The following is a 25,490-nucleotide window of genomic DNA, read 5'->3' as shown; positions in this document are numbered from 1 at the left end:
ACAGCCGCCGGCCGGCGATCACGGAGTCCCCGATGCCCCCCGTCTTGCTGATGCTGTTGCTGGCCGCGCTGTGGGGCGCGTCCTTCCTGTTCATGCGCGTAGCCGCACCCGCGCTCGGCGCGGTGTGGCTGATCGGCTTGCGCGTCGTCGTTGCCGCGCTGTTCCTGCTCGTGGCGGCGCTGGCGACGCGGCGGGCGCTGCAGCGTCCCAATGTCCGCCACTACCTGGTGCTCGGACTGTTCAACACCGGCCTGCCTTTCCTGTGCTACGGCTTTGCCGCGCTGAGCCTGCCGGCCTCGCTGATGGCCATCCTCAACGCCACCGCGCCGATCTGGGGCGTGCTGGTCGGCTGGCTCTGGCTCGGCCAGCGGCCCGGCGCAACGGTGTTTGCCGGGCTGGCGCTCGGCGTTGCCGGTGTCGCGGTGCTGGTCGGCGGTGGCCGTTTCGATGCTGCGGCACAGCCCGCGGTCGTCGCCTGCCTGACGGCGACATTGGGCTACGCGATCGCCAGCCATTACAGCAAGCGCCACGCGCAGGGCCTGACCGCGTTCGAGGCCGCACACGGCAGCATGTGGGGCGCGGCGCTGTGGCTGGTGCCGCCCTTGTTTGCGGCACCGGTCCCGGCCGCACCGGTGCCACAGGTCTGGCTGGCGGTGCTGGCGCTCGGCATCGCCTGTACCGGCGCCGCCTATCTGCTGTACTTCCGGCTGATCGCGCTGATCGGCGCGGCGCAGGCGCTCACGGTGACGTTCTTGATTCCGGTGTTCGGCGTGCTCTGGGGCGCGCTGTTCCTCGGCGAGCGGCTGGGGCCGGGCGCGTTCGGCGGGGCCTTGCTGGTACTCGCCGGCACCGCGCTGGTCACCGGCTTCGTGCCGGCGCGGCTGAAACGCAGCCGGATGCCGCCCGGCTGATGGGCGCCGCCAGCCAGGCGCAGCGGTGCTGCGTGCGAACGCGCCGTCCCACAGCGACGCTATTGCAATACGGCCAGCAGGGCTTGTCGGCGGTTTTCTAGAGCCGGCGACCGACGATGACGAGATCGCGCTCGATCCCGTCGAGCAGCGCCACGCCGGGCAGCCGGCCCCAGGTGGCGAAGCCGAAGCGCTCGAACAGCGCCAGGCTCGGCGCGTTGTGGCCGAAGATGAAGCCGAGCAGCGTGTCGACGCCGATCGCCGGCGCATGCGCGATCGCGGCGGTCAGCAGATGGTTGCCAAGTCCCCGGCCGCGCTGGGCTTCGTCGACGTAGATGCTCAGCTCACAGGTCTTGTCGTACGCCGGGCGGCCGTAAAACGACGAAAAGCTCAGCCAGCCGGCGATCCGGCCGTCGACCTCGACGACCCACAGCGGCCGGCGGCCGGCCGTGTGCTCGAAGAACCACGCTTCGCGGCTGGCAACGCTGACCGGCTCGAGATCGGCGGTGACCAGGCGCGACGGCACGGTGCTGTTGTAGATCGCGACGATCTGCTCGAGGTCGGCACGGGTGGCAAGGCGGTGCTGGTAAGTCATGGCGGGTCTCATGGTGGATCAGCCGACGTCGAGCTCGCGGATGCGCGCGCGCATCGCCCACACCAGCAGCACGCCCGGCACGCCGACGGCGACCGAGAACACGAAGAAATCGGCCCAGCCGAGCTGGGTGACGAGGTAGCCGGCCGCCGGGCCGACGTAAACGCGACCGAACGCCGCCAGTGCCGACAGCAGCGCGTACTGGGTGGCGGTAAAGCGCGGGTTGCACAGGCTCATCAGCAGGGCGACCGCCGCCGTGGTGCCCATGCCGCCGGCGAGGTTCTCGCAGGCGATCGCCGCGAACAGCAGCGTCGGGTCCGGGACGCCGCCGGTGGCGATCAGCCAGTAGCCGAGATTGGTCAGCGCCTGGGCGATGCCGAACACCAGCAAGGACCGGTACAGGCCGAGCTTGACCATCAGCGTTGCGCCGACGAAGCCGCCGACGATGGTCGCGATCAGCCCGAACACCTTGTTGGCCTCGCCGATCAGCGTCTTGCTGTAGCCCATGTCGAGCAGGAACTTGGTCGACAGCGAGCCGGCGAACGCATCGCCGAGCTTGTACGCGATCACCAGCGCCAGCAAGAGCCAGGCGCCGCGGCGCGAGAAGAACTCCTTCCACGGCTCGACCACGGCCTCCTGCAGCGTTTTCGGCGCGCGCGCCTCGGTCTGCGGTTCGGGCGAGATGAAAGTAAACACCGCCAGCGCTGCGACGATCGCCGCCATCACCCAGTAGGTCTGCTGCCAGTTGAAGACGGTATCGGCAAGGATCAGCGCGCCGGCGCCCGACGTCAGCATCGCCATCCGGTAGCCGAACACGCCGACCGCCGCCGCCGCGCCGCGTTCCTCGTGGTGGGCGAGTTCGGTACGGTAGGCATCGATCGCGATGTCCTGTGTCGCCGAGAAGAACGCGACCAGCAGCGCCAGCACCGCGTAGGTCATCAGGTGCTCGGCCGGGTTCAGCCCGCCCATCGTCGCGATCGCCGCGGCGAGCAGCAGCTGCATCGCCATCATCCAGCCACGACGCCGCCCCGGCGGGATCGGAAAGCGGTCGAGCAGCGGCGACCAGAGGAATTTCCACGTGTACGGCTGGCCGACGAGGGTGAACCAGCCGATGGTCTTGACGTCGAGCCCGGCGTCCGACAGCACCGCCTGTAGGGTCGAGCCGGTCAGCGCCAGCGGCAGGCCCGAGGCAAAGCCGATGAACATCGCCGCAGCGATGCGGCGGTTGGTGAAGACGGCGAAGTAGTCGCGGAAGGCCATGGGAAACCGGAGGGATGGGCTGGTTGGCGGCTATCTTACGCTGCCCAGCCCAAGCCGCCTAAGGCGGCGCGGTGTGCCGGGGGCGCGGCAGCGGGCAGTGCGCGGCGAATAGATTCCTGCTGGCAAGGCGCGCGAAACGTCCCACGGGGACTTCCTTCGGTCGCAACAGTACAAGCGAGTACGGCAAGTGAGCGCAACGCCGCCAGCAGGGATTTATTCGTTGCGCTTCAGAACGAGTAGTCGTAGTCGATGATCAGCGGCGCATGGTCCGAGAACTTGACGTCCTTGTAGACGAAGCCCGATTTCGCGGTGGCGGCCAGTCCCGGCGTGGCGACGTGGTAGTCGATGCGCCAGCCGACGTCCTTGGCGTAGGCCTGGCCGCGGTTGCTCCACCAGGTGTAGCCGGCCACATCGGGGTAGAGCGTGCGCCAGACGTCGACAAGCTTGAGTTCGGAAAACACTTCGCCGATCCACTTGCGCTCCTCGGGCAGGAAGCCCGAGTTCTTCAGGTTGCCCTTCCAGTTCTTCAGGTCGATTTCGTTGTGGGCGATGTTCCAGTCGCCGAGCACGACGACGTCGCGGCCGGATGCGGCCAGCTCGGCCAGGTGCGGCCAGAACCTGGCCATGAAGTCGAACTTCACCTGCTGGCGCTCTTCCGAACTCGAACCCGACGGCAGGTAGAGCGAGATCACCGACAGATTGCCCCAGCGCGCCTCGATATAGCGGCCCTCGGCGTCGAATTCGGCAATGCCGAGACCTTCGATCAGTTCGTCCGGTTCGCGGCGGCAGTACAGGCCGACGCCGCTGTAACCTTTCTTCTCGGCGTAGTGGAAGAAGCCGCGGTAGCCGTCGGGCGCGCGCATCGCGTCGGACAGGTCGGACCCCTGGGCCTTGAGTTCCTGCAGCGCGACGACGTCGGCGCCCGATTCGCGCGTCAGCCAGTCGAGAAAGCCCTTGTTGCAGGCCGAGCGGATGCCGTTGAGGTTGGCGCTGACGATACGCATTGCTGCTCCTTGAACTGCGCATTCGGGCCGGCTTGACCCGCGTGATATGCTGTTTTTCGTCACATGGCACCGAAAATGGTCAGCCTTTAGCTTACGTTGGGCTGAATTTTCGCTGCCGTATTACCATTGAAACAGGAGTAAAGCCATGTCCGACTTCCGCCGGGAATTCATCGAATTCGCCGTGGCACAGAACGTGCTTTTGTTTGGCGAGTTTATCACCAAAGCCGGGCGTACCTCGCCGTACTTCTTCAACGCGGGGCTGTTCAGCGATGGCGCTTCGGTCGGCGAGCTGGCGCGCTGCTATGCGCAGGCCGCGCTGGCTTCGAAGGTCGAGTTCGACGTGCTGTTCGGGCCGGCCTACAAGGGCATCGTGCTGGCGGCGGCAACGGCGGTGAAGCTGGCCGAGGCCGGCCACAACGTGCCGTTCGCGTTCAACCGCAAGGAAGCCAAGGATCACGGCGAAGGCGGCGTGCTGGTCGGTGCGCCGCTGAAAGGCAAGGTGCTGATTATCGACGACGTGATCTCGGCCGGCACCAGCGTGCGCGAATCGGTCAACCTGATCCGCGCCCACGGTGCGGAACCGGCCGGCGTGCTGATCGCGCTGGACCGGATGGAACGTGGCCAGGGCGCGCTGTCGGCGGTGCAGGAAGTCGAGCAGCAGTTCGGCATTCCGGTGGTCCCGATCGCGACGCTGAACGATCTGGTCGGGTATCTGGAAAACGGTGAAGGCATGGCCGACAAGCTGGCCAGGGTTCGCGAATACCGCGCCCAGTACGGCATTTCATAAGCCGGGGGCGTACAAGAGGGGGATGCAATGCGTGGGGTGGTTCTGGGTGTGATGCTGGTGGCATTGGCGGCGCAGGCGGCGCCGCTGTACCGCTGGGTTGACGACAACGGCAACGTGCAGTTCAGCGACAAGCCCCCTGCCAATGCGCCCAAGGGCGGCGTCGCCGAACTCGACAAGCGCGGCGTGGTCAAGAAAGGGCCCGAGAAGGCGCTGAGTGACGACGAGCGCGCGCGCCAGCAACTGGAAGCCCAGATGCGCAAGGATGCGCAGCGGCGCGACAAGGCGCTGCTGCAGTCGTTCTCCAGACCCGAGGAAATCGACCTGCTGCGCGACCGGCAGGTCGATGCGCTGCAGGGCGCGATCCAGACCAACAAGGTCCGCCGCCAGAGCACCGAACAGCGGCTGGCGCGGCAGCAGCAGCAGCAGCAGCGGCTGCTCAAGGCGAAGAAGGCCGTGCCGGCCGACCTCGACGCCGAAATCGCCGTCAGCCAGAAAGAGCTGACGGATATTGATGCGGATACCAACACCAAGCTGACAGAGATTGAAGGCGTCAAGCGCCGGGCCGATTCGGACAAGAAACGCCTGCAGGAGCTGCGCAGCGCCTCGCGTTGACCCAGGACAGCGGGGATGAGCGCGCGGCTTGACTTTGGCGCTGTCGCCGGCAAACTTCCGCCCAGGAACGGGACAGGGAGCAGGGCATGGACAGCGCAGCACCGGTAGCAGTACTGGGCATCGACATCGGCGGTACCGGCATCAAGGGCGCACCGGTCAACGTGGCGACCGGCGAGCTGCTCGCCGAGCGCCACAAGATCGACACGCCGCAGCCGTCGACGCCCGAAGCGGTCGGTGCGGTGGTGCGCCAGCTGGTCGAGCATTTCGGCTGGACCGGCCCGGTCGGCTGTACCTTTCCGGCCATCGTCCACAACGGTGTGACGCTGTCGGCGGCCAATGTCGACAAGACCTGGCTCAACGCCCCGGCCGAGCGCATCCTCGCCGACGCGACCGGCCTGCCGCTGACGCTGGTCAACGATGCCGATGCCGCCGGCCTCGCCGAGGTGCAGTTCGGCGCCGCCCACGGCCGCGGCGGCAAGGTCGTCGTCATCACGCTCGGCACCGGCATCGGCTCGGCGCTGATCGTCGACGGCCGGCTGATCCGCAACACCGAGTTCGGCCACCTGATCTTCCCGAAGGACGCGATCGCCGAAAAATACTGTTCGGCCAGGGTCAAGGAAGACCTCGACCTCAAGTGGAAGGACTACACGCCGCGGCTCAACGAGTACCTGTGCCATCTGGACCTGCTGCTGTCGCCGGATCTGGTGATCATCGGCGGCGGCATCAGCCGCAAGGCGGACAAGTTCATCCCCGACCTGACCGGGCTGCGCTACGAGGTCGTGCCGGCCGCGCTGCAGAACAACGCCGGCATCGTCGGCGCGGCGGTCGAGGCGGCGCGCTGCGCGGCACCGGCGGATCGCGCTGCTGCACGCGCCGCTCGAGATGAACTTTGCCGCGCAGCGCCGGCTCGGCTTCCTGCTCGGCCTCAATGCCGCCGGGGTCGAGGCGCGGCCCGACTACCTCGTCTGCGGCGGGCTCAACCCGTCCGCTGCCGCTGCGGCGACGCGTGCCTTGCTGGCGCAACCCGAACCGCCGACGGCGATCGTCGTCGACAACAACGTTTCGGCGCCGGGCGTGATGAACGCGCTGCGCGAGGCCGGCCTCGTGCCGGGGCGCGACATCTCGGTCATCGTCTTCGGTGGCCTGCCGGCGCATTACCCCGACGTCGTCAGCGCGGTGCTGCAGCCCGAGCCGCGCGAGGCCGGCCGCACGCTGGCCGAGCTGATGCTCGCAAGGCTGAACGGCCGTCCGGCGGCCGAGCTGACCCGGCTGTGGAAACCGGTGTTCGTCGCCGGCGACACCGACGCACCGCTGCCGGGCTGACCGCCGTTCGTCGGCAGGCCGGACGCTGCCGCCGGCGTCCGGCGCCCTCCTTTCCCGCCCGCTTTTGCATCGCCATGCCGTTTCCCGCCACTGGCCCGGCCGTCGCCGATGCCCCCGCCGCTGCGGTTTTCCGCGATGTGGGTGTCATGTTCCGCCGTGCCTGGGCGGTGCCGGATCACGCTCTTCAAACCGTTTTGGATTTGTTGCAACATAGGGGTTTCGATGTAGTGTGATTGTTCACATTACGAAATTATTATCGCCTCGCCAACAAGCCAAACCGGTTTGATTCAAGTTTCAATCCGGTTTGAGCTGCGGTATGGCGCGGCGATAGCGGTCTTCTCGTAGTGAACTACGAACTTTCGTCGCCAATGACTACAACATGAACGCGCGGCCCGGTCACCGGGCCACAGGAGTGGATGATGGCTCAGCGACGAATTCTCTCGTACCTGATCGCGGCGTGTGCCGCAGGCCTTGCGGCCGCAGCGCAGGCCGACGGCCTGCCGATCGATTTTCACGGCTATGCCCGCAGCGGAATCGGCAGCGCCGTCAATGGCGGCGGTTCGATGACCTGTTTCGCGCTGGCCGGCGCCGGTTCGAAGTACCGGCTCGGCAACGAGTGCGAAACCTATGCCGAGCTGGCGTTCGGCGGCACCGCGTACGAGAAGAAGGAAACCGGCACCAAGTTCCGCATCGAATCGATGCTCGCCGTCTCGGCCAAGCAGTTCCAGGACTGGGAAAGCGACGCCAACGACGCGGCCGAGTTCGCCTTCCGCCAGATGTACGTGACCGCCGAAGGCGTCGGCCTTGGCGACACCAAGGTCTGGGCCGGCAAGCGCTACTACGACCGCCACGACGTCCACATGATCGACTACTACTTCTGGGACAACTCGGGCCCGGGCGCCGGGATCGAGAACATCGACGTCGGCATCGGCAAGCTCGCCTACGCCTGGCGGCAGAACACCGTCGAGACCTCGGACACCAGCGTGCAGAACCTCGACCGCAAGATCGGCGTGTCGGGCCACGATTTCCGCCTCTCCGGCATCAAGGTCAACGAGGGCGGCGAGCTGACCCTCAGCGTCGATTTCCGCTTCGCCAACAAGGCCGACCAGGACAACGGCACGGCGACCGACGGCCAGGCGTTCAACATCATGCATACACAGGCCGACGTGTTCGGCGGCTTCAACCAGGCGGCGTTCCAGTTCCAGCGCGGCGACATTGCCGACTCGTACGGCTATCCGAACGTCACCGCCGACAAGAACGACAAGACCTACCGTTTCGTCGAGCAGATGGTCTGGCAGCCGAAGAACTCGAACTGGTCGGGCCAGCTCGTCGCGCTGTGGGAAAAGAAGGACAAGGTGCAGGCAGGCGCGGGCCAGACGTGGATCTCGCTCGGCGCGCGGCCGGTCTATGCGTTCACCGAGCACCTCGCCGGCGCGCTCGAGGTCGGCTATGACCAGGTCAAGCCCGAGGACGGCGATACCCGCTACCTCGCCAAGGCGACCGCGGCCTTCCTGATCCAGCCGCAACCGGGTTACTGGAGCCGGCCGCAGCTGCGCCTGTTCGCGACCTACGCCAAGTGGAACGATGCCGCGCAGGCCGCCGCCGGCAACAGCGTCAACAACCCGCTGTCGTTCAACGGCCCGTTCGGCGACCGCCTCGACGGCCTGACCGTGGGCGCCCAGGCCGAAGCCTGGTGGTAATCGCGACTTACAAAACCCTGCTGGCTGCGTTGTGCTCGCTTGCCGTACCAATTTGTACTGTCTGCGCTTCGCACGCCTTGCCAGCACCGTTTCACTGGGTTTTGTAAGCCGCTCCAGCCGTTGCACCGTTCCGACCGGCATCGGTGCAGCGTTCTCTCTCTAGTCAGCAGTGATGGGTATCGCAATGAAACAAGCTTGGTGGCGTGGCGGGGTGATCTACCAGATCTATCCGCGCAGTTTTGCAGACAGCAACGGCGACGGCGTCGGCGATCTGCCCGGCATCATCGACCGGCTGCCCTACGTCGCCAGCCTCGGCGTCGATGCGATCTGGATTTCGCCGTTCTTCAAGTCGCCGATGAAGGATTTCGGCTACGACGTCGCCGATTTCCGCCAGGTCGATCCGCTGTTCGGCTCGCTCGCCGATTTCGATGCGCTGGTCGCCCGTGCCCATGCGCTCGGCCTCAGGGTCATCATCGACCAGGTGCTGTCGCACACTTCGGACGAACACGCGTGGTTTGCCGAGAGCCGCCAGAGCCGCGCCAGCGCCAAGGCCGACTGGTACGTCTGGGCCGATCCGCAGCCGGACGGCACCGCACCGAACAACTGGCTGTCGGTGTTCGGCGGCCCGGCGTGGCAGTGGGATACCCGCCGCTGCCAGTACTACCTGCACAACTTCCTCGCCAGCCAGCCCGACCTGAACTTCCATTGCCCCGAGGTGCAGGACGCGGTGCTCGCCGACATCCGCTTCTGGCTCGAACGCGGCGTCGACGGCTTCCGCTTCGATGCGTGCAACTTCCATTTCCACGACCGCCTGCTGCGCAACAACCCGCCGGCGGCCAGCCGCGACACCAAGACCGTCAGCGCCGACAACCCCTACGGCTACCAGTCGCACCGTTTCGACAAGTCGCAGCCCGAGAACCTCGCCTTCCTGCGCCGCGTGCGCGCGCTGCTCGACGAATACGGCGCGATGAGCGTCGGCGAAGTCGGCGACGACCACAGCCTGCAGCTGATGGCCGCGTACACCGCCGGCGACGACAAGCTGAACATGGCGTACAGCTTCAACCTGCTGACCGCCGAGTTCTCGGCCGGCTACATCCGCCGCCAGGTCGAGGAGCTCGAAGCCGCGATCGTCGATGGCGGCGGCTGGGGCTGCTGGACCGTCGGCAACCACGATTCGATCCGCGTGCTGACCCGCTGGGGCCGCAACACCGGCAACCCGCGCTTCGCCAAGACCATGCTCGCGATGCTCCTGAGCCTGCGCGGCGCCGCCTGCCTGTATCAGGGCGAGGAGCTGGGCCTGCCCGAAGCCGAGCTGCGCTTCGACGAGCTGCAGGACCCGTACGGCATTGCGATGTGGCCCGAATTCAAGGGCCGCGACGGCTGCCGTACGCCGATGCCGTGGCGGCACGACGCGCCGAACGCCGGCTTTACCGCCGACGCGCCGTGGCTGCCGGTACCCGACGTGCACGCGGCTCGCGCCGTCGACGTCCAGGACGGCGACACGGCCTCGACGCTGGCGTTCTTCCGCAGCTTCATTCCGTGGCGCCGCGAGTGCGCCGAGCTGGTCGGCGGCGACATCGCCTTTATCGACGCCGCCGAGCCGGTGCTGGCGTTCACCCGCAGCGATGTCGCCGGCACCGTCGTCTGCGTGTTCAACCTGGCCGATGCGCCGGCGACGTTCGCGCTGCCGTTCGACGCGATGCCGCTCGCCGGCCACGGCCTCGACGGCGCGGTGCAGGACGGCCGGACGCTGAAACTCGACGGCTTCGGCGGCTGGTTCGGCGTCGTGACGAAGGAGCGCTGACATGGCCACGGTGACGCTGAAGCAGATCAGGAAACAGTTCGGCGAGGTGACGACGCTGCACGGCATCGACCTCGACATCGTCGACGGCGAGTTCGTCGTCTTCGTCGGCCCGTCGGGCTGCGGCAAGTCGACGCTGCTGCGCACGATCGCCGGGCTCGAGGACATCAGCGCCGGCGAGCTGGCGATCGACGGCGTGCGCGTCAACGATCTGCCGCCGGTCAAGCGCAGCATTTCGATGGTGTTCCAGAGCTACGCGCTGTATCCGCACATGTCCGTATTCGAGAACATGGCGTTCGGCCTCAAACTCGCCGGCATGAGCAAGACCGAGTACACGCCGCCGGTGCTGCGCGTCGCCAGGGTGCTGCAGATCGAGCACCTGCTCGAACGCAAGCCGGCCGCGCTGTCGGGCGGCCAGCGCCAGCGCGTCGCGATCGGCCGTGCCATCGTCCAGAAGCCCAAGGTCTTCCTGTTCGACGAGCCGCTGTCCAACCTCGACGCCGCGCTGCGCGTGCAGATGCGCATCGAGATCGCCCGGCTGCACCGCGAACTGGGCGCGACGATGATCTACGTGACCCACGACCAGGTCGAGGCGATGACGCTGGCCGACCGCATCGTCGTGCTGCGCGCCGGCCGCATCGAGCAGGTCGGCACGCCGATCGCGCTGTACCACGAACCGGCCAACCTGTTCGTCGCCGGTTTCCTCGGCTCGCCGCAGATGAACTTCGTCACCGGCAGCATCGTCCGCTGCGACGCGGGCGGCGCCGACGTGGCACTGCCCGACGCGCAGCAGGTCCGCGTTGCCGTCGATTGCGCCGGCGCGCAGCCCGGCGACAAGGTGACGCTGGGCGTACGCCCCGAGCATCTGGCGCTGGTGGCCGACGGCAATGCGATTGCCGCGGCGGCGATCGCGATCGAACACCTCGGCGACGCGTCGGTGCTCTACCTGCAGGCTCCGGGCACCGGCGAGACGCTGTCGGCGCGGCTGCCGGCGCTGACCCGGATCGCCGAGGGCGAAGTGTGCAGGCTCGGTTTCCAGCCCGAGCACGGTTATCTGTTCCGCGCGGATGGCACAGCTTTCCGCCGTTTGAATCCCCTGGCCGGCAGCCACTGACAGACCGCGTACGGCTGGCACCGCGGCCCGCAAGCCGCCCTCGCCAGCACCGCTTAGTCAGTGGCTCCCGGGCCGAATCCATCGCCTGTTAATAGGCTGTATTAGAGAGGAGTTAGCAGATGAACATTTTGGGTCGATTCGTGCTGTCGTCGCTCACCGTTGCGGTCGCCGGGGCGCTCTGTGCGCCGGCCGCCGTCGCCGCCGAGCCGGGCAAGCTGCTGATCTGGATCAACGGCGACAAGGGCTACAAGGGGCTCGCCAAGGTCGGCGAGGGGTTCACCAGAGCCACCGGCGTGCAGGTCGTCGTCGAACGGCCGGAAGACGCCGCCAACAAGTTCCAGCAGGCCGCGGCCGCCGGCAAGGGCCCGGACATCTGGATCTGGGCGCACGACCGCCTCGGCGAGTGGAAGACCGCCGGCCTGCTGTCGCCGGTGACGCCGGGCAAGAAGGTCAGGGGCGAGATCGACGATCTGGGCTGGAAGGCGTTCACCTCGGGCGGCAAGACCTGGGGTTATCCGATCTCGATCGAGTCGGTCGCGCTGATCTACAACAAGGCGCTGGTGCCGGTGCCGCCGAAATCGTTCGACGAGGTGATCGCCATTGACAAGAAGCTGGCCGCGCAGGGCAAGAAGGCCATCCTCTGGGACTTCACCAACACCTACTTCACCTGGCCGCTGCTCGGCGCCGGCGGCGCCTATCCGTTCAAGCAGCGCGCCGACGGCACGTATGACCCGGCCAATACCGGCGTCAACAACGCCGGCGCCGTTGCCGGGGTCGACACGCTGATGAAGCTGATCAACGGCGGCGTGATGCCCAAGAGCGCGTCGTACGCCGACATGGACGCCGGCGTGAACCAGGGCAAGGTCGCGATGATGATCACCGGCCCATGGGCGTGGGACAACCTGAAGAAGAGCAAGATCAACTTCGGCGTTGCGCCGATTCCGGCGGTGAACGGCAAGCCCGGCGCGCCCTTCGTCGGCGTGATGGGCGCGATGATCAGCCAGGCCAGCCCGAACAAGGAGCTGGCGGTCGAGTTCATCGAGAACCACATGCTGACGCTCAAGGGACTGAAGACCGTCAACGCCGACGTGCCGCTCGGCGTGCCGGCCAACAAGGCGTTCTACAACGAACTGAAGGCCGATCCGAACATCCAGGCGACGATGGCCAGCGCCAAGAACGGCGGGCCGATGCCGAACAACCCGGAAATGGGCAAGTTCTGGTCGACGATGGAAAGCACGCTGAAGAACGTCACCCAGGGCCGCCAGGGCGTCAAGGCCGGGCTCGACGCCGCGGCGGCGCGGATCACCGCGAAGTAACACCGCGGCCGGGTGGCCGTGAACCGGGTTCCACGAGAGAGCGGATCCCCCGGTGCGTCGTGAGCACGTGCGCACCGGGGTGCATTCGCATAGGAAAGATGTAGACATGCAACGATCGAATTTGCGCCTGGGCTGGATGGTTTTCGGCGCGCTGGCCTTCCTCATCGGCCTCTATCTGGTGTTCCTGATCCAGCGCGCCGGCCACCCGATGCTGGCGCTGGGCAGCGCGGGCCTGCTCGGCGTCACCACCTGGGTGTTCACGTCCGAGCGCGCCTACGCGTGGCGCTACCTGTATCCGGGCGTCGCCGCGGTGCTGGTGTTCGTGCTGTTTCCGGCGCTGTACACGGTCGGCATCGGCTTCACCAACTACAGCTCGACCAACCTCTTGAGCTACGAGCGGGCGACCGCCTATTTCCTCGACCAGAAGTACGCCGGCAGCGGCGAGCAACTGGGCCTGTCGCTATACCCGGTCGATGCCCGCTTCATCCTGAGGGTCGAGAACGAGGCCGGCCAGGCCTGGCAGACCGAGCCGCTGTCGCTGCGCGATGCGGGTGCGCGTACCGTCGCGCTGCAGCCGGCCGCACGGCCGCCGGCCGGCGACAAGGCGCCGCTGAAGGACGTGATCGCGCATCAGGCGGCGCTGAAGACGCTGGCGCTGATCCTGCCCGCCAGCCGCGACGAATATCGGCTTTCCGGGCTGAGCAAGGTCGCCGCGATGGCGCCGCTGTATGCGCGGAACGCCGACGGTTCGCTGACCAGCCGCCAGGACGGCAGCGTGCTCAGGCCCGATTTCGACACCGGCTTCTATACCAGTGCCGGCGGCGAGCGCGTCGCGCCGGGCTTCAAGGTCGGCATCGGCTTCGGCAACTTCGAGCGCCTGTTCACCAGCCACGAGTTCCAGGGCCCGCTGGTCAAGATCTTCGTCTGGACCGTGGTGTTCGCCTTCCTGACCGTGGTGTTCACCTTCGTCGTCGGCTTCGTGCTTGCCTCGCTGCTCAACTGGGAAGGGCTGCGCTTTCGCGGTGTCTACCGCATCCTGCTGTTCCTGCCTTACGCGGTGCCGGGCTTCATCTCGATCCTGATCTTCCGCGGCCTGTTCAACGAGAACTTCGGCGAGATCAACCTGATCCTGAACGGCCTGTTCGGCATCAAGCCGAGCTGGTTCTCCGACCCGCTGCTCGCCAAGACCATGCTGCTGCTGGTCAACACCTGGCTCGGCTATCCGTACACGATGCTGCTGTGCATGGGCATGATCAAGTCGATCCCGGCCGACCTGTACGAGGTGTCGGCGATCAACGGCGGCGGCATGTGGACCAACCTGACGAAGATCACGCTGCCGCTGATCATGAAGCCGATCATGCCGCTGCTGATCGCGTCGTTCGCGTTCAACTTCAACAACTTCGTGCTGATCTCGCTCTTGACCGGCGGCCTGCCCGACTTCACCGACAGCATGGTGCCGGCCGGCGCGACCGACATCCTCGTCTCCTACACCTACCGGATCGCCTTCCAGGATTCGGGGCAGAACTTCGGTCTGGCGGCGGCGATCTCGACGGTGATCTTCGCCCTGGTGGCGGTGCTGTCGGTCGTCAACCTCAAACTCACGCGCGTCAACGCGTCCGCCAAATAAGGAGCGCAGCATGGCCATGGTGCTCGACAAAACCCACCGGCTCAAAGTGATCGCCGCGCACGCCGGGCTGATCGGCTTTCTGGCGCTGACCCTGTTTCCTTTCCTGATGATCGTGTCGATCTCGCTGCGGCCGGGCAATTTCGCCGCCGGCAGCCTGATTCCGGACCAGATCAGCTTCGAGCACTGGAAGCTCGCGCTCGGCATCGGTTACACCGACGCGAGCGGCCGCTGGGTCGCGCCGCCGTTCCCGGTGCTGCGCTGGCTGTGGAACTCGATCAAGATCGCGACGATCAGCGCCGCGGTGATCCTGCTGCTGTCGACGACGTGCGCGTACGCGTTCGCGCGGCTGCGCTTTGCCGGCCGCAGGCTCGGGCTCAACATCCTCTTCCTGATGCAGATGTTCCCGGCCGTGCTGTCGCTGATCGCGATCTACGCAGTGTTCGATGCGATCGGCAGCTACGTGCCGTGGCTCGGCATCGACAGCCACGGTAGCCTGGTCCTCGCCTATGCCGGCGGTCTGGCGCTGCACATCTGGACGATCAAGGGTTACTTCGACACGATTCCGGTCGAAATCGAGGAAGCGGCGCGCGTCGACGGCGCCAGCCACTTCCAGGCCTTCCGCTACGTACTGCTGCCGATGGCGGTACCCATCCTCGTCGTCGTGTTCCTGCTCGCCTTCATCGGCGCGATCATCGAATACCCGGTCGCCTCGGTGCTGCTGCACCAGGAGCAGAACCTGACGCTGGCGGTCGGCTCCAAGCTCTTCCTCTATACGCAGAACTACCTGTGGGGCGACTTCGCCGCCGCGGCGATCCTGTCCGGGCTGCCGATCACGGCGGTGTTCCTCCTGGCGCAGCGCTACATGATCAGTGGGCTGACCGCCGGCGGCGTCAAAGGCTAAAAACCCGGTGCATTCGGCGGTTGCGGCTGCGCAGCTTGTCCTCGTCCGCTGCTCGGAATCCTCATGGACATGGAGTCCATTCCGGTTCCTGCGCTACGGGCGAGAACAATCTGCTTTGCCTCGCTCGCCGACTGCACCGGGTTTGGCTTGCGATGCGCGTACTCCGTCGCAAGCCGTTTCCGATTCAGGTCGCACACGCTGTCTGACGCGGTTGTCCGGCGGCTCATCGCCGCGCCGCACCCCGAAGCGGTGCTCTTCCCCTGCAGACCCGTTTTTCCCAGGACTCACTCATGGTTAATGCATCCAATCCCTCCGCCGTGCTCGGCATCGACATTGGCGGCACCGGCAGCAAGGGCGCGCCGGTCGACGTGGCCACCGGCCGCTTGCTGGCCGGGCGGCACGTGCTGGCGACGCCGCAACCGGCGACGCCGGCGGCGGTCGCTGAGACCTTGCGGCAGATGGTCGCGCACTTCGGCTGGGCCGGCCCGGTCGGCTGTACCTTACCGGCCATCGTCCATGACGGCGTGACCTTGTCGGCGGCGAATGTCGATCCGTCCTGGGTCGGCGCGCCGGCGCAGCGGCTGCTGGCCGAGGCGGTCGGGCTGCCGCTGGTGCTGTTCAACGACGCCGACGCCGCCGGTTCGGCCGAGGCGCGCTTCGGTGCGGCGCACGGGCGCGGCGGCAAGGTGCTGGTGATCACGCTCGGTACCGGCATCGGCTCGGCGCTGATCGTCGACGGCCGGCTCGTTGCAAATACCGAGCTGGGCCACTTGCGCCATCCGGGCACCGAGTCGGCCGAGAAGTCGTGCTCTGCCAGGGTCAAGACCGACCAGAACCTCGGCTGGGACGAATACATCGCGCGGCTGAACGGCTATCTGCAGTATGTCGAACTGCTGCTGTCGCCGGACCTGATCATCATCGGCGGCGGCATCAGCCGCGACCACGCCGACTTTCTGCCGCGGCTGCAGTTGCGCTGCCAGGTGTTGCCGGCGCAATTGCAGAACGACGCCGGCATCGTTGGCGCGGCGATCGAGGCGGCGCAGGCGCTGGTCAACCCGGCCGACGTCGGTTGCGAGCACCGCTCAGCACGGTGAAGCGCAGGAACCGGAGTTTATTGATTGCCGGGATTCCGATCACGGCAGTTCTTGGCGAGCAGCCCTAGAACGCCGCGATGCAGGGCTCAGCGCATGCGCCGCGATCAGCGGTGCGCAGCACGACGACGGTCGGGTTTTAGAACGCTTCGTTGATCTGGAAATACACGCCGGCGGTGTCGCGGCCGACGCCGAGGTCGAGCCGGACGTTGACGCGCGGCTTGAACTCGAAGCGGTAGCCGATGCCGACGGTCGGCAGCCACGGCGCGTCCTTGCCGAGCCCGCTGACCGAGTCGGCGAGCGTGCCGGCGCCGCCCCAGAACACCACGCCGTGACGGCCGGTGATGTGGTGGCGGTATTCGAGCTGCGCCGAGACGACGTTCTTGTCGCGGTACTGGCCGAGGAAGTAGCCGCGCATCCGGTTGCCATTGCCGAGCTGCGACATCATCGTCCACGGCACGTCGCCCCAGGCCAGATGGCTGTAGACGTCGAGCGCCAGCACGTCGCGCTCGCCGACCGGGTGGTAGTAGTCGTAGATCGTTTCCAGCGTCTGGAAACGGTTGTCGCTGCCGAGCCCCGGCGCGTAGAACGCCGCGTTGAGCTGCAGCGCCTGGCCGTACTTCGGGTTGGGAATGAAGTCGCGGCTGTCGTAGTAGAAGTGCGCGGTGATCCCCGATGCCAGCACCGACGGGCCGTCCTTGTCCGAGTCGATCGCGCTGCCGGCTTCGACCTCGTTCGCGTGCGTCTGCGTCAGGCTCCAGCCGGCGCCGACATAGGTGTTCGGCGCGATCCGGCGCAGGATCTTCGGCGCCAGCGAGAATTCTTCCTTGGTGTAGTCGTGCTTGTTGGCGTCGTCGCTGCCGGCATCGTAGCCGACGCCCCAGTACGCGGTCGGCAGGTTGACGATCATCCCGGTCGCCTGGAAGCGCCAGTCGTCGTTGCCGAAGAAGGTGTTGTTGTCGAAGCCCAGCCCCATTGCACCGACCGAACTGACGAAGCCCTTGAGCGTCAGCGTCGACAGCTGGGTCCCGGCCTCGGTGCCGGGCGGCTTGTACAGCCCGACCGCGGCCATGCCGATGCCGACGCCCATCTCCGGGTTGTAGAACGGCCCGGGCAGCACGCCCCAGTCGATCCCCTTGCTCAGGTCGACTTCCTTCGATGCGCCGAGCTTGGTCAGCGTGCGGTCGAGCCAGCCCGCTTCGTCGGCGTGGGCAAGGCCGGCAAGCAGCGTGGCGGTCAGGGCGAGTGCGCGGTAGTTCATCGGGTCAGAAGCGGTAGAAGGCGCTGAGAATGTAGCCCTGTCGCGCGCCGAAGGCGAGTTCGGCCAAGAGGCTGATATTGCGGTTGACCGCCCAGTGGACGCCGGCCAGTCCGTTCCACGGATTGGCGATCTTCTCGTCGATGCTGAAGTTGACCTTGGTGTCCTCGCCGAGATCGGTTTCCGACGTCGGCAGCGTCGCCGAGCCGGTGATCGTCACCGTGGTGTGCAGGTAGGTCGCGCCGACGTAGGTCATCGCCGCGCCGTACTCGCCGAGCTGCCAGTTGACGCCGACGCGCGGCGCGATGTTCAGGCTCTTGGCGTCGGTGTCGGACATCGAGACGTCCGACACCGTGTAGGTGATCGGCAGCGAGAAGAACAGCCGGTCGAGGTTGCCGACCAGGGTGACGCCGAAACCGTACGAATAACCGTCGTAGTTGGCGCGCGCGGTGGCGTCGAGCGTCTTGCCGCACCAGTCGGGCTTGCGGCGGCCCGAGCAGCGGTCGAGCCCGGTGATGAACTGTACCGCGTCGTCGGCCTTGATCGACAGGCCGATGTCGCCGCCGCCCTTGATGTGGCCGGCAATGCCGTAGACGTTCATGAACGGGAACAGCCACGCGCCGACCTGGACCTGCTCGGAGTGGTTCTCGAGTGTGCTTTTCGGGAAGGCGACGAAGCCGGCCGAACGCAGCGGCTTGTCGTTGAGCGACACCTTCAGGTTGCTCAGCAGCATGTTCTGTTCGGTGTAGTAGTACGAGAAGCCGACGTCGTACGGGTTCGGCAGCGCGATGCCGCGGTCGACGACGCGCTGGGCGAAGAACGGCAGCGCCCGGTCCCACTTTTTCGGCGGCGTTGCGCCGTCCTCCGGTGGCAGCGGCGTGACGTTGCCCTCGTAACCCAGGTTCGGCAATTCGACGGCCGATGAGGGCTCGGCCGCCAGAGCCGACTGCATTGCACACAGCAACAGGATCGACAGCAGTTTTCTCATTGTGATGCACATGTCGCCGGTGGGCGCGGGAAGCGCGATGGCAGCGATGTTAGCCTGCTGCCATCCGCTTGTCTGCCGGGGATGTCAGCGGCCCAGCATGCGGCGGGTTGCGGAGGCGTCGGCGATCTCGCGCAGCGGCCCGCCGAGTTCGCGCACCTTGGCGCGCAGCGCCGCCGGCGGCAGGCTCAACACCAGCCCCTCGGCGCTGGCCGTGTCGCCACCGGCGCGGTACAGGGCCTCGAAGGCCTCGGCGGCAGCGGGCAGATCGCCAAGGCCGTACAGATTCCACGCCGCCAGTGGCGCACACTGCTCGGCCGGCACGCCGAGCGCCCGTGCCTGCGCCAGCGCGGCCTGACTGTCTTGATAGCGTTTGTCGGCGCTGGCGTCGCGCGCGCGCGCGAACGCCAGCTGGCCGAGCAGGGTGTCGCTGCGCGGGTCGGCAGCCAGCGCCGGCTCGGCCAGCAGGGCGACGACCGCATCGTTGCGCCCCTGCCGCTGCGCGACCGATGCGAGCCCGTACAGCGATTCGCTGCTCGCGTCGCCGGAGGCGATCGCCTGCGTAAACCAGAGCTGTGCCGCGGCATCGTTGCCGGCGTTGAACGCGGCCCAGCCGGCGCGTACGGCGCCGGCCGGATCGCTGCGCTGGTGGATTTCATTGGCGAGCCCCGCCGGCACGTCGCCGCTGGTCCATGCGGCGAGCCGGCGCTGGTAGCGCAGCGTGGCGAATTCGGCGTCGCTGGCCGGATCGCGCAGCCCCTTGCTCGCCTCGACTTCGATCAGCGAATCGACGTCGGCCGCATCGAGCTGCGTCTGCGCTTTCTGCAGGCTGGCAATGCGCACGTGCGCCGGCTGGCAGCCGGGGAACAGCTGCCGGTAGAGCGCGAGCGTGCCCGCGGTATCGCCGCGCGCCGCGCGTGACTCGGCCAGCCGCCACAGCACGTCGGGCCGTTCGCAGCCGGCCAGCGCCGGCCTTGCCGCGACCAGCCGTTCGAGCGCGGCCGGGTCGTCGAGCGCTGCCTGCAGCGCCGCCTGATCGCCGAGCCGCTGCCGCTCGTTGCGCAGCGCCTGCGAAGGCTGCCCGTCCTGCCGGATACGGGCGTCGAACTCGTCGAGCCGGCCGGCGTGCAGCAGCGCCCACAGCGGCCGCTCGTCGCGGCCGCGCGCCGGCACGGCCGGCCTGGCTTCCGGCGCCGCTGCCGCCGTGGCAGGAACGACCGGCGCCCTGCGCAGCGCGGCCTGCTCGGTGTATTCGATGTCGGCGCCGTTGCCGCGCTGGCGTACGCTGGCGTTCTGCGGCTTCTGCTGCCGGTGGAGCAGGTTGGCCTGGGCGATGCTGTTGCCCGACTGCGACTGCGACTGCGACTGCGACTGCGACTGCGACTGCGACTGCGACTGCGGGGCGACCGCGGCTTCGGGGCGGTAGACGGCCACCCGGACGAAGGCCTGCGGGTAGCGTGCGCGCAGCCCGGCCAGCGCCCGGCCGGCCTCGGCCGGGTCGGACCAGTAGCCGGCGCGCAGCACGTAATAGTCGCCGCGGCGCTCGACCCGCGTGTGCGGCACGCCGGTCAGCGCCGCCTGAGCCACCAGCAGCGATTCGGGCCGGGTGGACGACAGCAGCTGGACCGCGTAATAGTCGCGGCCCTGCCGTGGTGCGTCGGCGTGGACGGCGGTGGCGCCCAGCGCCGCCAGCAGCGGAATCAGTCGTTTCAACGGCGCATCTCCCTTGCGGCCTGCCGGCTGAGCAGATCGAGCACGGCCGGATAGTAATCGCGGTTGCTGCCGTCGCCGAACCGGTGCTTGCGGACCAGTGCCTCGATCGCGTGGATGCCGGCTTGCGCGTCGTCCGGGTCGACCGTGTTGCCGTCGAAATCGGTCCACGCCGGCAGATGGTCCGGGTGGGCGTCCCAGAACGCGATGAACGGCTGCATCCGCTCGGGCGTATCGAGGCCGGCCCACGCCAGATAAAGCGGGACCCGCAAGGCATTGTAGCCATACTGACGCGACATCGCCGGCGCCGGCGGGTCGCCGGCCAGCAGCCAGTCCGGCGGCAGTTGCCACTGGCCGAAGCGGCCGGCGGCGAGCAGCGCCAGCCCGCTCCGGCGCAGTGCGGCCCAGACCGGCGAGCGGTCGGTGCGGGTGAATTCGGCAAAGGCCGGGAACAGCCAGTACGACGGGTTGACGATGACGCCCTCGGGCTTCTCGAAACCCTGTGCGGCCGGCAGCAGCAGCGGGCCGAAGCGCGACGGCCTGATCAGCCTGCTGCGCACGTCGGCGAGGATCTTCAGCGCGTCGGCGCGGTAGGCCGGCTGTTTCCAGCGCTGCGCGCCGCGCAGCAGCGCCCAGGCGATCAGCAGGTCGCCGTCGCTGGCGTTGTTGCGGTCGCCGACCTTGCCGCCGTCGGTGTCGGGTTTCCACTGCCATGAAAACAGTGCGTCGCCGCGCGTCTGCAGCCGCGTTTGCGTCCATTGCCAGACGCGGCCGAAGGTGGCACGGTCGTCATGGGCGACGGCGAGCAGCAGCGTGTAGCCCTGGCCCTCGCTGTGGCTGATGCCGCCGTTGCCGGTGTCGACCACCCGGCCGTCGTCGGCGACGAAGCGGGTGACGAAATCGTCCCAGCGCGCATCGCCGGCATGGGCGGCGAGCGGCAGCAGCAGGCTCAGCGCGAGCAGCCAGCGACGGATCACTGCTCTTCCTCGACGCCGGCGTGGTGACGCAGGTGGAAGCGGCGCAGCAGCTTGACGGTGACCAGCGCGAGCAGGCCGACCAGCACCAGCGTCAGCGCCAGCCAGACCAGCGGATGCTGCGAGAACGCGTAGCCGATCCGCCCGGTCACGCCGATGCCGCCGACGTCGTACTGCGCGCCGACGCGCTGGCTGACGATGCCGGGCTCGCCGATGCGCAGCAGGCTGACATCGTCGCCGAGCCGGTCCCAGTTCGCCGGCTCGATCAGCTCGGCGCTGCCGCGCGCCAGCTCGGCCGGGCTGCCGGCGACGAAGACCGTCGCGGTGCGGTCGCCGTCGAGCGGCGAGCGGTACTGCATCGCCAGCAGCTGGCCGGCGAGCATGGCGTCGGCCTTGATGCCGGTGCTGGCGACGGTCGCCGCATGCGCATCGCGGCCGCCGGTCCAGCGCGCCCACTGCCGGCTCCACCAGCCCTCGCCCTGCGCGGTATCGACAACCGGCTGGGTGAACTGCATCGGCCGGCCCGGATGCCACGGTGCACCTTCGAGCAGCGCGGCCGGCGGCCGGGTGCCGACGACCAGCAGGTGGCGGTCGGCCGGCGGCGTGTCGAAACCGATATGGGCGGCCGGCAGCGGCAGGCCGTGCTTCTGCGCCAGCTTGCCGAGCAGCGTCCACGCCGCGGCGATGCTGTCGCTGCTGCGTTCGGTGACCTGCACGCCGAGGTCGGCGCCGTCCGGCTGCACCGCGTACGGGAACGCCGTGCTCGCCAGCCGGCTCAGGTCCGGCAGCCGGGCAAAGTGCGAGACCGCTGGCAGGGTCAGCGTGCTGTCGTCGAAGATCGTCAGTTGCAGGTTCTCGGTCTGCAGCAGCTGGCAGCTGCCGCTGACCAGCGGCGTCATCCGCGGCTGGAAGGCGATCGTGTTGTCGCCGGGGCGGAAGGCGCGCAGCGGGATTTCCAGCCGGTAGCGCTCGACCGTGCCGCCCTTGTCCTGGTCGAGCGGGATCACCTGGACGAACTGGCCGTTGACGAAGACGTTGAGCACCGAGTCGGCGCGCAGCTTGGCGCCGACCGCGTAGTTGAGCGCAACGCCGACGGTGCTGTTTTCCGGGCCGTAGAGGTCCGGCGGCAGCCGTAGCGTCGCCTCGATCGCTTCCGGATACAGCCCCCTGGCGTTGCGGGTGGCAAAGCCGAGGTCGCGCAGCGTGTAGCTGCCCGGCTTGGCGATCTGGCCGGCGTATGGTGCGAGCCTGGGCAGCGAGAGTTCGGTGACCGCGAGTTCGGCCTGGCGCGGCAGCTGCCGCCCGGCGACGGCGGCGACGGCCTTGCCGACCTCGGCGGCATCGCGGCCGGTGGCGATCAGCAGCACGCGTCGCGAATCGCCCGGCCGCGGGTAGACGCCGAGAAAGCCCGATTTCACCTTCGCGGCCAGCGCCGGGTCCAGATACGGTTTCAGCTGCGCCAGCGTGCCGACCAGCATCGCGTCGCCATCGCCGAGGACCGCCGGATCGAGCCCCGGCACGGCGCCGTCACCGCGACCGGCCGCGACCGAGCGGTGCTGCACCGCCAGCGGCTGGTAACGCAGCCGCAGCGCGGCGCCCTGCGTCAGTTGCGCGCCCCAGCCGAGCTCGTTGGCACCGGGCTGTGCGGCGGTGACGATGGCGAGCTTGCGGTCGTGCCACTGCGCCGGGTCGAACACCGCGGCCAGCCGGTCGAGCGTCGGCGCCTGCGCCTGCAGCTCGGTGTCGATGCGCAGCGTCGACTGCTGGACGTCGATCTCGCTCCACAGCTCCGGTGCGGCCGGGTCTTCGCACTGCAGCGTGTAGTGCTGCGCGGCGGCAAAGGTCAGCCGGTTGTAGCCGGGTTTGAGCTGCGCCAGCGGCAGGCGGATGTCGGCGGCGATTTCGGGCTGCTTCGGCGACAGCGGCAGCTGCGCGATCACCCGGTCGTTGAGCTGGACGACGAGCTGCGATCGCTCGCCGAGCAGCGCGGTCGAATTGGTCGCGACCAGATGCAGCGTCGCGCTCTTGACGGTTTCGCGCGCCCCCAGCGGCAGCACCAGCGTCTGCTGCCCGGCCGCGCCGCTGAGGCGCAGCGGCCGGGTGCTGCCGCTGAGTTCGGCCAGCGGTACATCGCGGCCCTGCCGGCCGGCACTGGCGAAAGCGCCGTTCGAAGCGACCAGCAGCGCCAGCCACAGCCAAATCATCTTTTTCATCATCCTGCCCATGCCCACTGCCAGATCCGTTGACCCTGCCGCCGGATGGCGCCGGTGGCGAGGGGAAGCCGGCACCACAGCGCGGTACCGGCGGTTTGCAAAATCGAGAGGTAATGCGAGAACGCGTAGCGCACGCCGAGCTGCGTCAGCAGCATCAGGCTGGCGAGGATGCCGATCTTGCGCGCGCGCTGCCGGCGGTAGTCCTGCCAGCGCTGGCTGTCGCCGTGGACCAGCGCGACGACGTCGGCGACCTGCGCCACCGCGACGTCGGCGAACTCGATGCCGAGCGTGTGCTGGCGGTCGTCGAGCGGCCGGGCGTTGTGGATGCGCGCCGACAGGTGGGTGTAGCGCCGCAGCGCCGGGTTGTAGATCGCGATCACCGCGCGGTCGCTGCCCCCGTGCTCGCCGCCCCCACGTGCGCCGCCAAAGCCGGCCGGCAGCAGCGCGCTCTGCACCAGCAGCCGGGCGCCGCTGGCCGAGAGGTCGTCGACGCGGCAGGGCAGGTGCACGCCGCTGCCGAACAGGATCAGCTCGGCGTCGAGGTCGGCCGGCATCCGCGGGTTGGCGCGGCGCTGGCGCCGCTCGAACAGCGCGCCGATCGCCGCGTTCAGCAGCAGCAGGTTCAGCGTGTTCCACGCCAGCGTCACCAGCACGATGTCGCGTTCGAGCGGAAAGCTGATGAAGCGCCAGACGCCGACGCCCATGCCGACCACCACCGCAAGGTAGACGAGGTAGAACGGCGTCGACAGCTGCGAAACGAAATCCTCGTCGAGCTGCTCGCCCTTGGGTGTGACGTTGAACGTCGGCGCGCGCGGGTTGCGGAACACCTTGAAGATCGCCGGCAGCGAGAACATCGACTGCAGGAGCTCGTACAGCTCGGACACGAAGGCCCAGCGCACCTTGCCGAACAGGTAGTCCGACACCAGCATCACGCCGATCACGTGCGGCAGCGCGTAGGCGAGGAAGTCGCCGAGCGTCGCCTTGTAGATATGCAGGCCGAACAGCAGGAAGGCCAGCGGCGCGAGCAGGAACATCAGCCGCGCGTAGCCGAAGAACCAGAAGAAAGAGCTGGAGAAATAGCACAGCCGCTGCCACAGCTTCAGCCCCGGTACGCGCAGCGGGTTCTTCAACAGGAAGATCTGCACCATGCCCTGCGCCCAGCGCACCCGCTGGGTGATGAAGCCGGTGAAGGTTTCCGGCTGCAGTCCCGAGATCAGCGGCGTGCCGAGGTAGACGCTCTTGTAGCCGCGCGCGTGCAGCTCGAGCGCGGTTTCGGCGTCCTCGGTGATCGACGTGCCGGCGATGCCGCCGACCTCCTCGAGGCAGCGCCGGCGCAGCACCGCGGCCGAGCCGCAGAAGAACGCCGAGTTCCAGAAATCCAGACCGTGCTGGATCACCGAATAGAACATCTCGTTCTCGGACGGAATCCGCCCGAAGATGCGCAGGTTCTTTTCGATCGGGTCCGGATTGATGAAGAAGTGCGGTGTCTGCACCAGGAAGAGCTTCTCGTCGCGCAGGAAGAAGCCGACGGTCTGCTCGAGGAAATCGACCGTCGGCACGTGGTCGGCGTCGAGGATGACGATCAGCTCGCCGTGCGACTCCTTCAGCGCGGCGTTGATGTTGCCGGCCTTGGCGTGCTCGTTGCGCGCCCGCGAGATGTAGTGGGCGCCGTGGCGCTGGCACAGCTTGCGCAGCCACTTGTGGCGGGCGATCGCGTCGAGCGCCTTGGCCTGGTCGGCCTGGCCGCGCTTCTGCACGGTGCCGCCGTCGTCGAGCAGGTAGACCCTGAGCTTGGCCGCCGGGTAGCGGATGTTCATCGCCGCGCGGATCGTCACCTCGAGCAGCTCGGGCGACTCGTTGTAGGTCGGAATGTAGACGTCGACGGTCGGCAGCAGCGCCGGGTCGTCGGGCAGCGGAACCGGCCTGCGCCTGAGCGGTCGGATGTTGACGAAGATGCCCAGCAGCGCGACGACGATGCCGTACAGCTCGGCCACGTAGAGCAGCAGCGCCACCGTGGTGTCGAGCACGCCGTCGAGGACCAGCGTGTTCGTCGTGCGCCAGTACACGTAGCGCAGCGTCAGGAAGGCGGCGAGGAACAGGAAGAACGCACGGTAGCGTTCCGGGTGGCCGAGACGCCGCAGGCCGAGCAGCAGCACGACGATCGCCACGGCCAGCCACAGCTGCGCGCGGGCGTCGACATTGGCCGCCACCAGCACGCCGCCGAGCGCGCACAGCCCGGCCCAGATCCACAGCAGGCCGCGGTTGCCGAGCGGGTCGAGCATCGCATGGATGTGTTTTGTAAGTATTCTCATTA

The 25,490-nt window shown here is 68.0% G+C and carries 20 protein-coding genes and 1 pseudogene; 12 read left to right on the top strand and 9 right to left on the bottom strand.

The features are described from left to right. The first annotated feature begins 32 nt into the window (after nt 1–32). Nucleotides 33–911, top strand: a complete 879-nt coding sequence (locus BJP62_RS10900) for a DMT family transporter (RefSeq protein ID WP_070529661.1) — start codon at nt 33–35, stop codon at nt 909–911. A gap of 97 nt (nt 912–1,008) precedes the next feature. Here BJP62_RS10900 and BJP62_RS10895 read toward each other — a convergent pair whose 3' ends face one another. From BJP62_RS10895 to BJP62_RS10885, 3 genes are all read right to left on the bottom strand, one after another. Then, a complete protein-coding gene (locus BJP62_RS10895; protein ID WP_070529660.1) occupies nt 1,009–1,503 on the bottom strand; it encodes a GNAT family N-acetyltransferase in 495 nt (164 codons plus the stop codon). 18 nt (nt 1,504–1,521) lie between these two features. Further along, nucleotides 1,522–2,760: an MFS transporter gene (locus BJP62_RS10890; protein WP_070529659.1), complete on the bottom strand. Its 1,239-nt coding sequence runs from the start codon at nt 2,758–2,760 to the stop codon at nt 1,522–1,524. A 227-nt stretch (nt 2,761–2,987) separates the two neighbouring features. Beyond that, entirely contained in the window at nt 2,988–3,764 is a 777-nt protein-coding gene (locus BJP62_RS10885) for an exodeoxyribonuclease III (RefSeq protein ID WP_070529658.1), read from the bottom strand. A gap of 145 nt (nt 3,765–3,909) precedes the next feature. Between BJP62_RS10885 and pyrE the strand changes: the two genes are divergently transcribed. The 11 genes and pseudogenes from pyrE (at nt 3,910) to ppgK (BJP62_RS10835) (ending at nt 16,039) form a co-directional block, all read left to right on the top strand. After that, entirely contained in the window at nt 3,910–4,551 is a 642-nt protein-coding gene (gene pyrE / locus BJP62_RS10880; RefSeq protein WP_070529657.1) for an orotate phosphoribosyltransferase, read from the top strand. Between the two features lie 27 nt (nt 4,552–4,578). Beyond that, nucleotides 4,579–5,163, top strand: a complete 585-nt coding sequence (locus BJP62_RS10875; protein ID WP_083300856.1) for a DUF4124 domain-containing protein — start codon at nt 4,579–4,581, stop codon at nt 5,161–5,163. 86 nt (nt 5,164–5,249) lie between these two features. Continuing rightward, nucleotides 5,250–5,984, top strand: a pseudogene (gene ppgK / locus BJP62_RS19025) (polyphosphate--glucose phosphotransferase); the annotation flags it as partial. 61 nt (nt 5,985–6,045) lie between these two features. Then, a complete protein-coding gene (locus BJP62_RS10870) occupies nt 6,046–6,486 on the top strand; it encodes a substrate-binding domain-containing protein (RefSeq protein ID WP_070529655.1) in 441 nt (146 codons plus the stop codon). Between the two features lie 419 nt (nt 6,487–6,905). Further along, entirely contained in the window at nt 6,906–8,186 is a 1,281-nt protein-coding gene (locus BJP62_RS10865) for a carbohydrate porin (RefSeq protein WP_070529654.1), read from the top strand. A gap of 184 nt (nt 8,187–8,370) precedes the next feature. Then, nucleotides 8,371–9,990, top strand: a complete 1,620-nt coding sequence (locus BJP62_RS10860) for an alpha-glucosidase (RefSeq protein ID WP_083300855.1) — start codon at nt 8,371–8,373, stop codon at nt 9,988–9,990. Nucleotide 9,991: 1 nt separating this feature from the next. Beyond that, a complete protein-coding gene (locus BJP62_RS10855; RefSeq protein WP_070529652.1) occupies nt 9,992–11,101 on the top strand; it encodes an ABC transporter ATP-binding protein in 1,110 nt (369 codons plus the stop codon). A 119-nt stretch (nt 11,102–11,220) separates the two neighbouring features. Beyond that, nucleotides 11,221–12,417, top strand: a complete 1,197-nt coding sequence (malE, locus tag BJP62_RS10850; RefSeq protein WP_070529651.1) for a maltose/maltodextrin ABC transporter substrate-binding protein MalE — start codon at nt 11,221–11,223, stop codon at nt 12,415–12,417. A 106-nt stretch (nt 12,418–12,523) separates the two neighbouring features. Then, complete coding sequence (malF, locus tag BJP62_RS10845) at nt 12,524–14,044, top strand: maltose ABC transporter permease MalF (RefSeq protein ID WP_070529650.1); 1,521 nt, start codon at nt 12,524–12,526, stop codon at nt 14,042–14,044. 10 nt (nt 14,045–14,054) lie between these two features. Then, the gene (gene malG / locus BJP62_RS10840; RefSeq protein ID WP_070529649.1) at nt 14,055–14,945 is read left to right on the top strand and encodes a maltose ABC transporter permease MalG; all 891 of its coding nucleotides are present in this window, start codon (nt 14,055–14,057) and stop codon (nt 14,943–14,945) included. 290 nt (nt 14,946–15,235) lie between these two features. Beyond that, a complete protein-coding gene (gene ppgK, locus BJP62_RS10835; protein ID WP_070529648.1) occupies nt 15,236–16,039 on the top strand; it encodes a polyphosphate--glucose phosphotransferase in 804 nt (267 codons plus the stop codon). A 136-nt stretch (nt 16,040–16,175) separates the two neighbouring features. Here the strand turns inward: ppgK (BJP62_RS10835) and BJP62_RS10830 are convergent, their stop codons facing one another. The 6 genes from BJP62_RS10830 to bcsA all read right to left on the bottom strand — a co-directional run bounded on the left by BJP62_RS10830 (nt 16,176) and on the right by bcsA (nt 25,488). After that, nucleotides 16,176–17,297 (bottom strand): BamA/TamA family outer membrane protein, encoded by a 1,122-nt coding sequence (locus BJP62_RS10830; RefSeq protein ID WP_070529647.1) that lies wholly within the window; start codon nt 17,295–17,297, stop codon nt 16,176–16,178. Nucleotides 17,298–17,301: 4 nt separating this feature from the next. Further along, on the bottom strand, nt 17,302–18,282 hold the full coding sequence (locus tag BJP62_RS10825; protein ID WP_145927174.1) for a hypothetical protein: 981 nt from the start codon (nt 18,280–18,282) through the stop codon (nt 17,302–17,304). Between the two features lie 84 nt (nt 18,283–18,366). Next, nucleotides 18,367–19,992, bottom strand: coding sequence for an SPOR domain-containing protein (locus BJP62_RS10820; protein WP_070529646.1), 1,626 nt, complete (start codon nt 19,990–19,992; stop codon nt 18,367–18,369). Then, entirely contained in the window at nt 19,989–20,966 is a 978-nt protein-coding gene (locus BJP62_RS10815) for a glycosyl hydrolase family 8 (RefSeq protein WP_168163829.1), read from the bottom strand. Before BJP62_RS10815 ends, BJP62_RS10820 begins: the two co-directional genes overlap by 4 nt. Continuing rightward, on the bottom strand, nt 20,963–23,176 hold the full coding sequence (locus tag BJP62_RS10810) for a cellulose biosynthesis cyclic di-GMP-binding regulatory protein BcsB (protein WP_070529645.1): 2,214 nt from the start codon (nt 23,174–23,176) through the stop codon (nt 20,963–20,965). Before BJP62_RS10810 ends, BJP62_RS10815 begins: the two co-directional genes overlap by 4 nt. Continuing rightward, nucleotides 23,176–25,488, bottom strand: coding sequence for a UDP-forming cellulose synthase catalytic subunit (gene bcsA / locus BJP62_RS10805; RefSeq protein ID WP_236943599.1), 2,313 nt, complete (start codon nt 25,486–25,488; stop codon nt 23,176–23,178). Before bcsA ends, BJP62_RS10810 begins: the two co-directional genes overlap by 1 nt. Between the last annotated feature and the right edge of the window lie 2 nt (nt 25,489–25,490).

It is taken from the genome of Jeongeupia sp. USM3 (assembly GCF_001808185.1).
In the GTDB taxonomy this organism is placed as follows: Bacteria; Pseudomonadota; Gammaproteobacteria; order Burkholderiales; family Chitinibacteraceae; genus Jeongeupia.
Note: the sequence above shows the minus strand (reverse complement) of the source record. Positions and strands in the feature narration are given on the sequence as shown.

What these genes read in the sequence shown, in the direction of transcription:
- malG (WP_070529649.1), top strand. Translation starts at nt 14,055, where the DNA reads ATGGCCATGGTGCTCGACAAAACCCACCGGCTCAAAGTGATCGCCGCG.
- malE (WP_070529651.1), top strand. Translation starts at nt 11,221, where the DNA reads ATGAACATTTTGGGTCGATTCGTGCTGTCGTCGCTCACCGTTGCGGTC.
- BJP62_RS10900 (WP_070529661.1), top strand. Translation starts at nt 33, where the DNA reads ATGCCCCCCGTCTTGCTGATGCTGTTGCTGGCCGCGCTGTGGGGCGCG.
- BJP62_RS10825 (WP_145927174.1), bottom strand. Translation starts at nt 18,282, where the DNA reads ATGAGAAAACTGCTGTCGATCCTGTTGCTGTGTGCAATGCAGTCGGCT.
- BJP62_RS10830 (WP_070529647.1), bottom strand. Translation starts at nt 17,297, where the DNA reads ATGAACTACCGCGCACTCGCCCTGACCGCCACGCTGCTTGCCGGCCTT.
- BJP62_RS10865 (WP_070529654.1), top strand. Translation starts at nt 6,906, where the DNA reads ATGGCTCAGCGACGAATTCTCTCGTACCTGATCGCGGCGTGTGCCGCA.
- BJP62_RS10885 (WP_070529658.1), bottom strand. Translation starts at nt 3,764, where the DNA reads ATGCGTATCGTCAGCGCCAACCTCAACGGCATCCGCTCGGCCTGCAAC.
- BJP62_RS10895 (WP_070529660.1), bottom strand. Translation starts at nt 1,503, where the DNA reads ATGACTTACCAGCACCGCCTTGCCACCCGTGCCGACCTCGAGCAGATC.
- pyrE (WP_070529657.1), top strand. Translation starts at nt 3,910, where the DNA reads ATGTCCGACTTCCGCCGGGAATTCATCGAATTCGCCGTGGCACAGAAC.
- BJP62_RS10810 (WP_070529645.1), bottom strand. Translation starts at nt 23,176, where the DNA reads ATGAAAAAGATGATTTGGCTGTGGCTGGCGCTGCTGGTCGCTTCGAAC.
- ppgK (WP_070529648.1), top strand. Translation starts at nt 15,236, where the DNA reads ATGGTTAATGCATCCAATCCCTCCGCCGTGCTCGGCATCGACATTGGC.
- bcsA (WP_236943599.1), bottom strand. Translation starts at nt 25,488, where the DNA reads ATGAGAATACTTACAAAACACATCCATGCGATGCTCGACCCGCTCGGC.
- BJP62_RS10870 (WP_070529655.1), top strand. Translation starts at nt 6,046, where the DNA reads ATGAACTTTGCCGCGCAGCGCCGGCTCGGCTTCCTGCTCGGCCTCAAT.
- BJP62_RS10875 (WP_083300856.1), top strand. Translation starts at nt 4,579, where the DNA reads ATGCGTGGGGTGGTTCTGGGTGTGATGCTGGTGGCATTGGCGGCGCAG.
- BJP62_RS10860 (WP_083300855.1), top strand. Translation starts at nt 8,371, where the DNA reads ATGAAACAAGCTTGGTGGCGTGGCGGGGTGATCTACCAGATCTATCCG.
- BJP62_RS10890 (WP_070529659.1), bottom strand. Translation starts at nt 2,760, where the DNA reads ATGGCCTTCCGCGACTACTTCGCCGTCTTCACCAACCGCCGCATCGCT.
- malF (WP_070529650.1), top strand. Translation starts at nt 12,524, where the DNA reads ATGCAACGATCGAATTTGCGCCTGGGCTGGATGGTTTTCGGCGCGCTG.
- BJP62_RS10855 (WP_070529652.1), top strand. Translation starts at nt 9,992, where the DNA reads ATGGCCACGGTGACGCTGAAGCAGATCAGGAAACAGTTCGGCGAGGTG.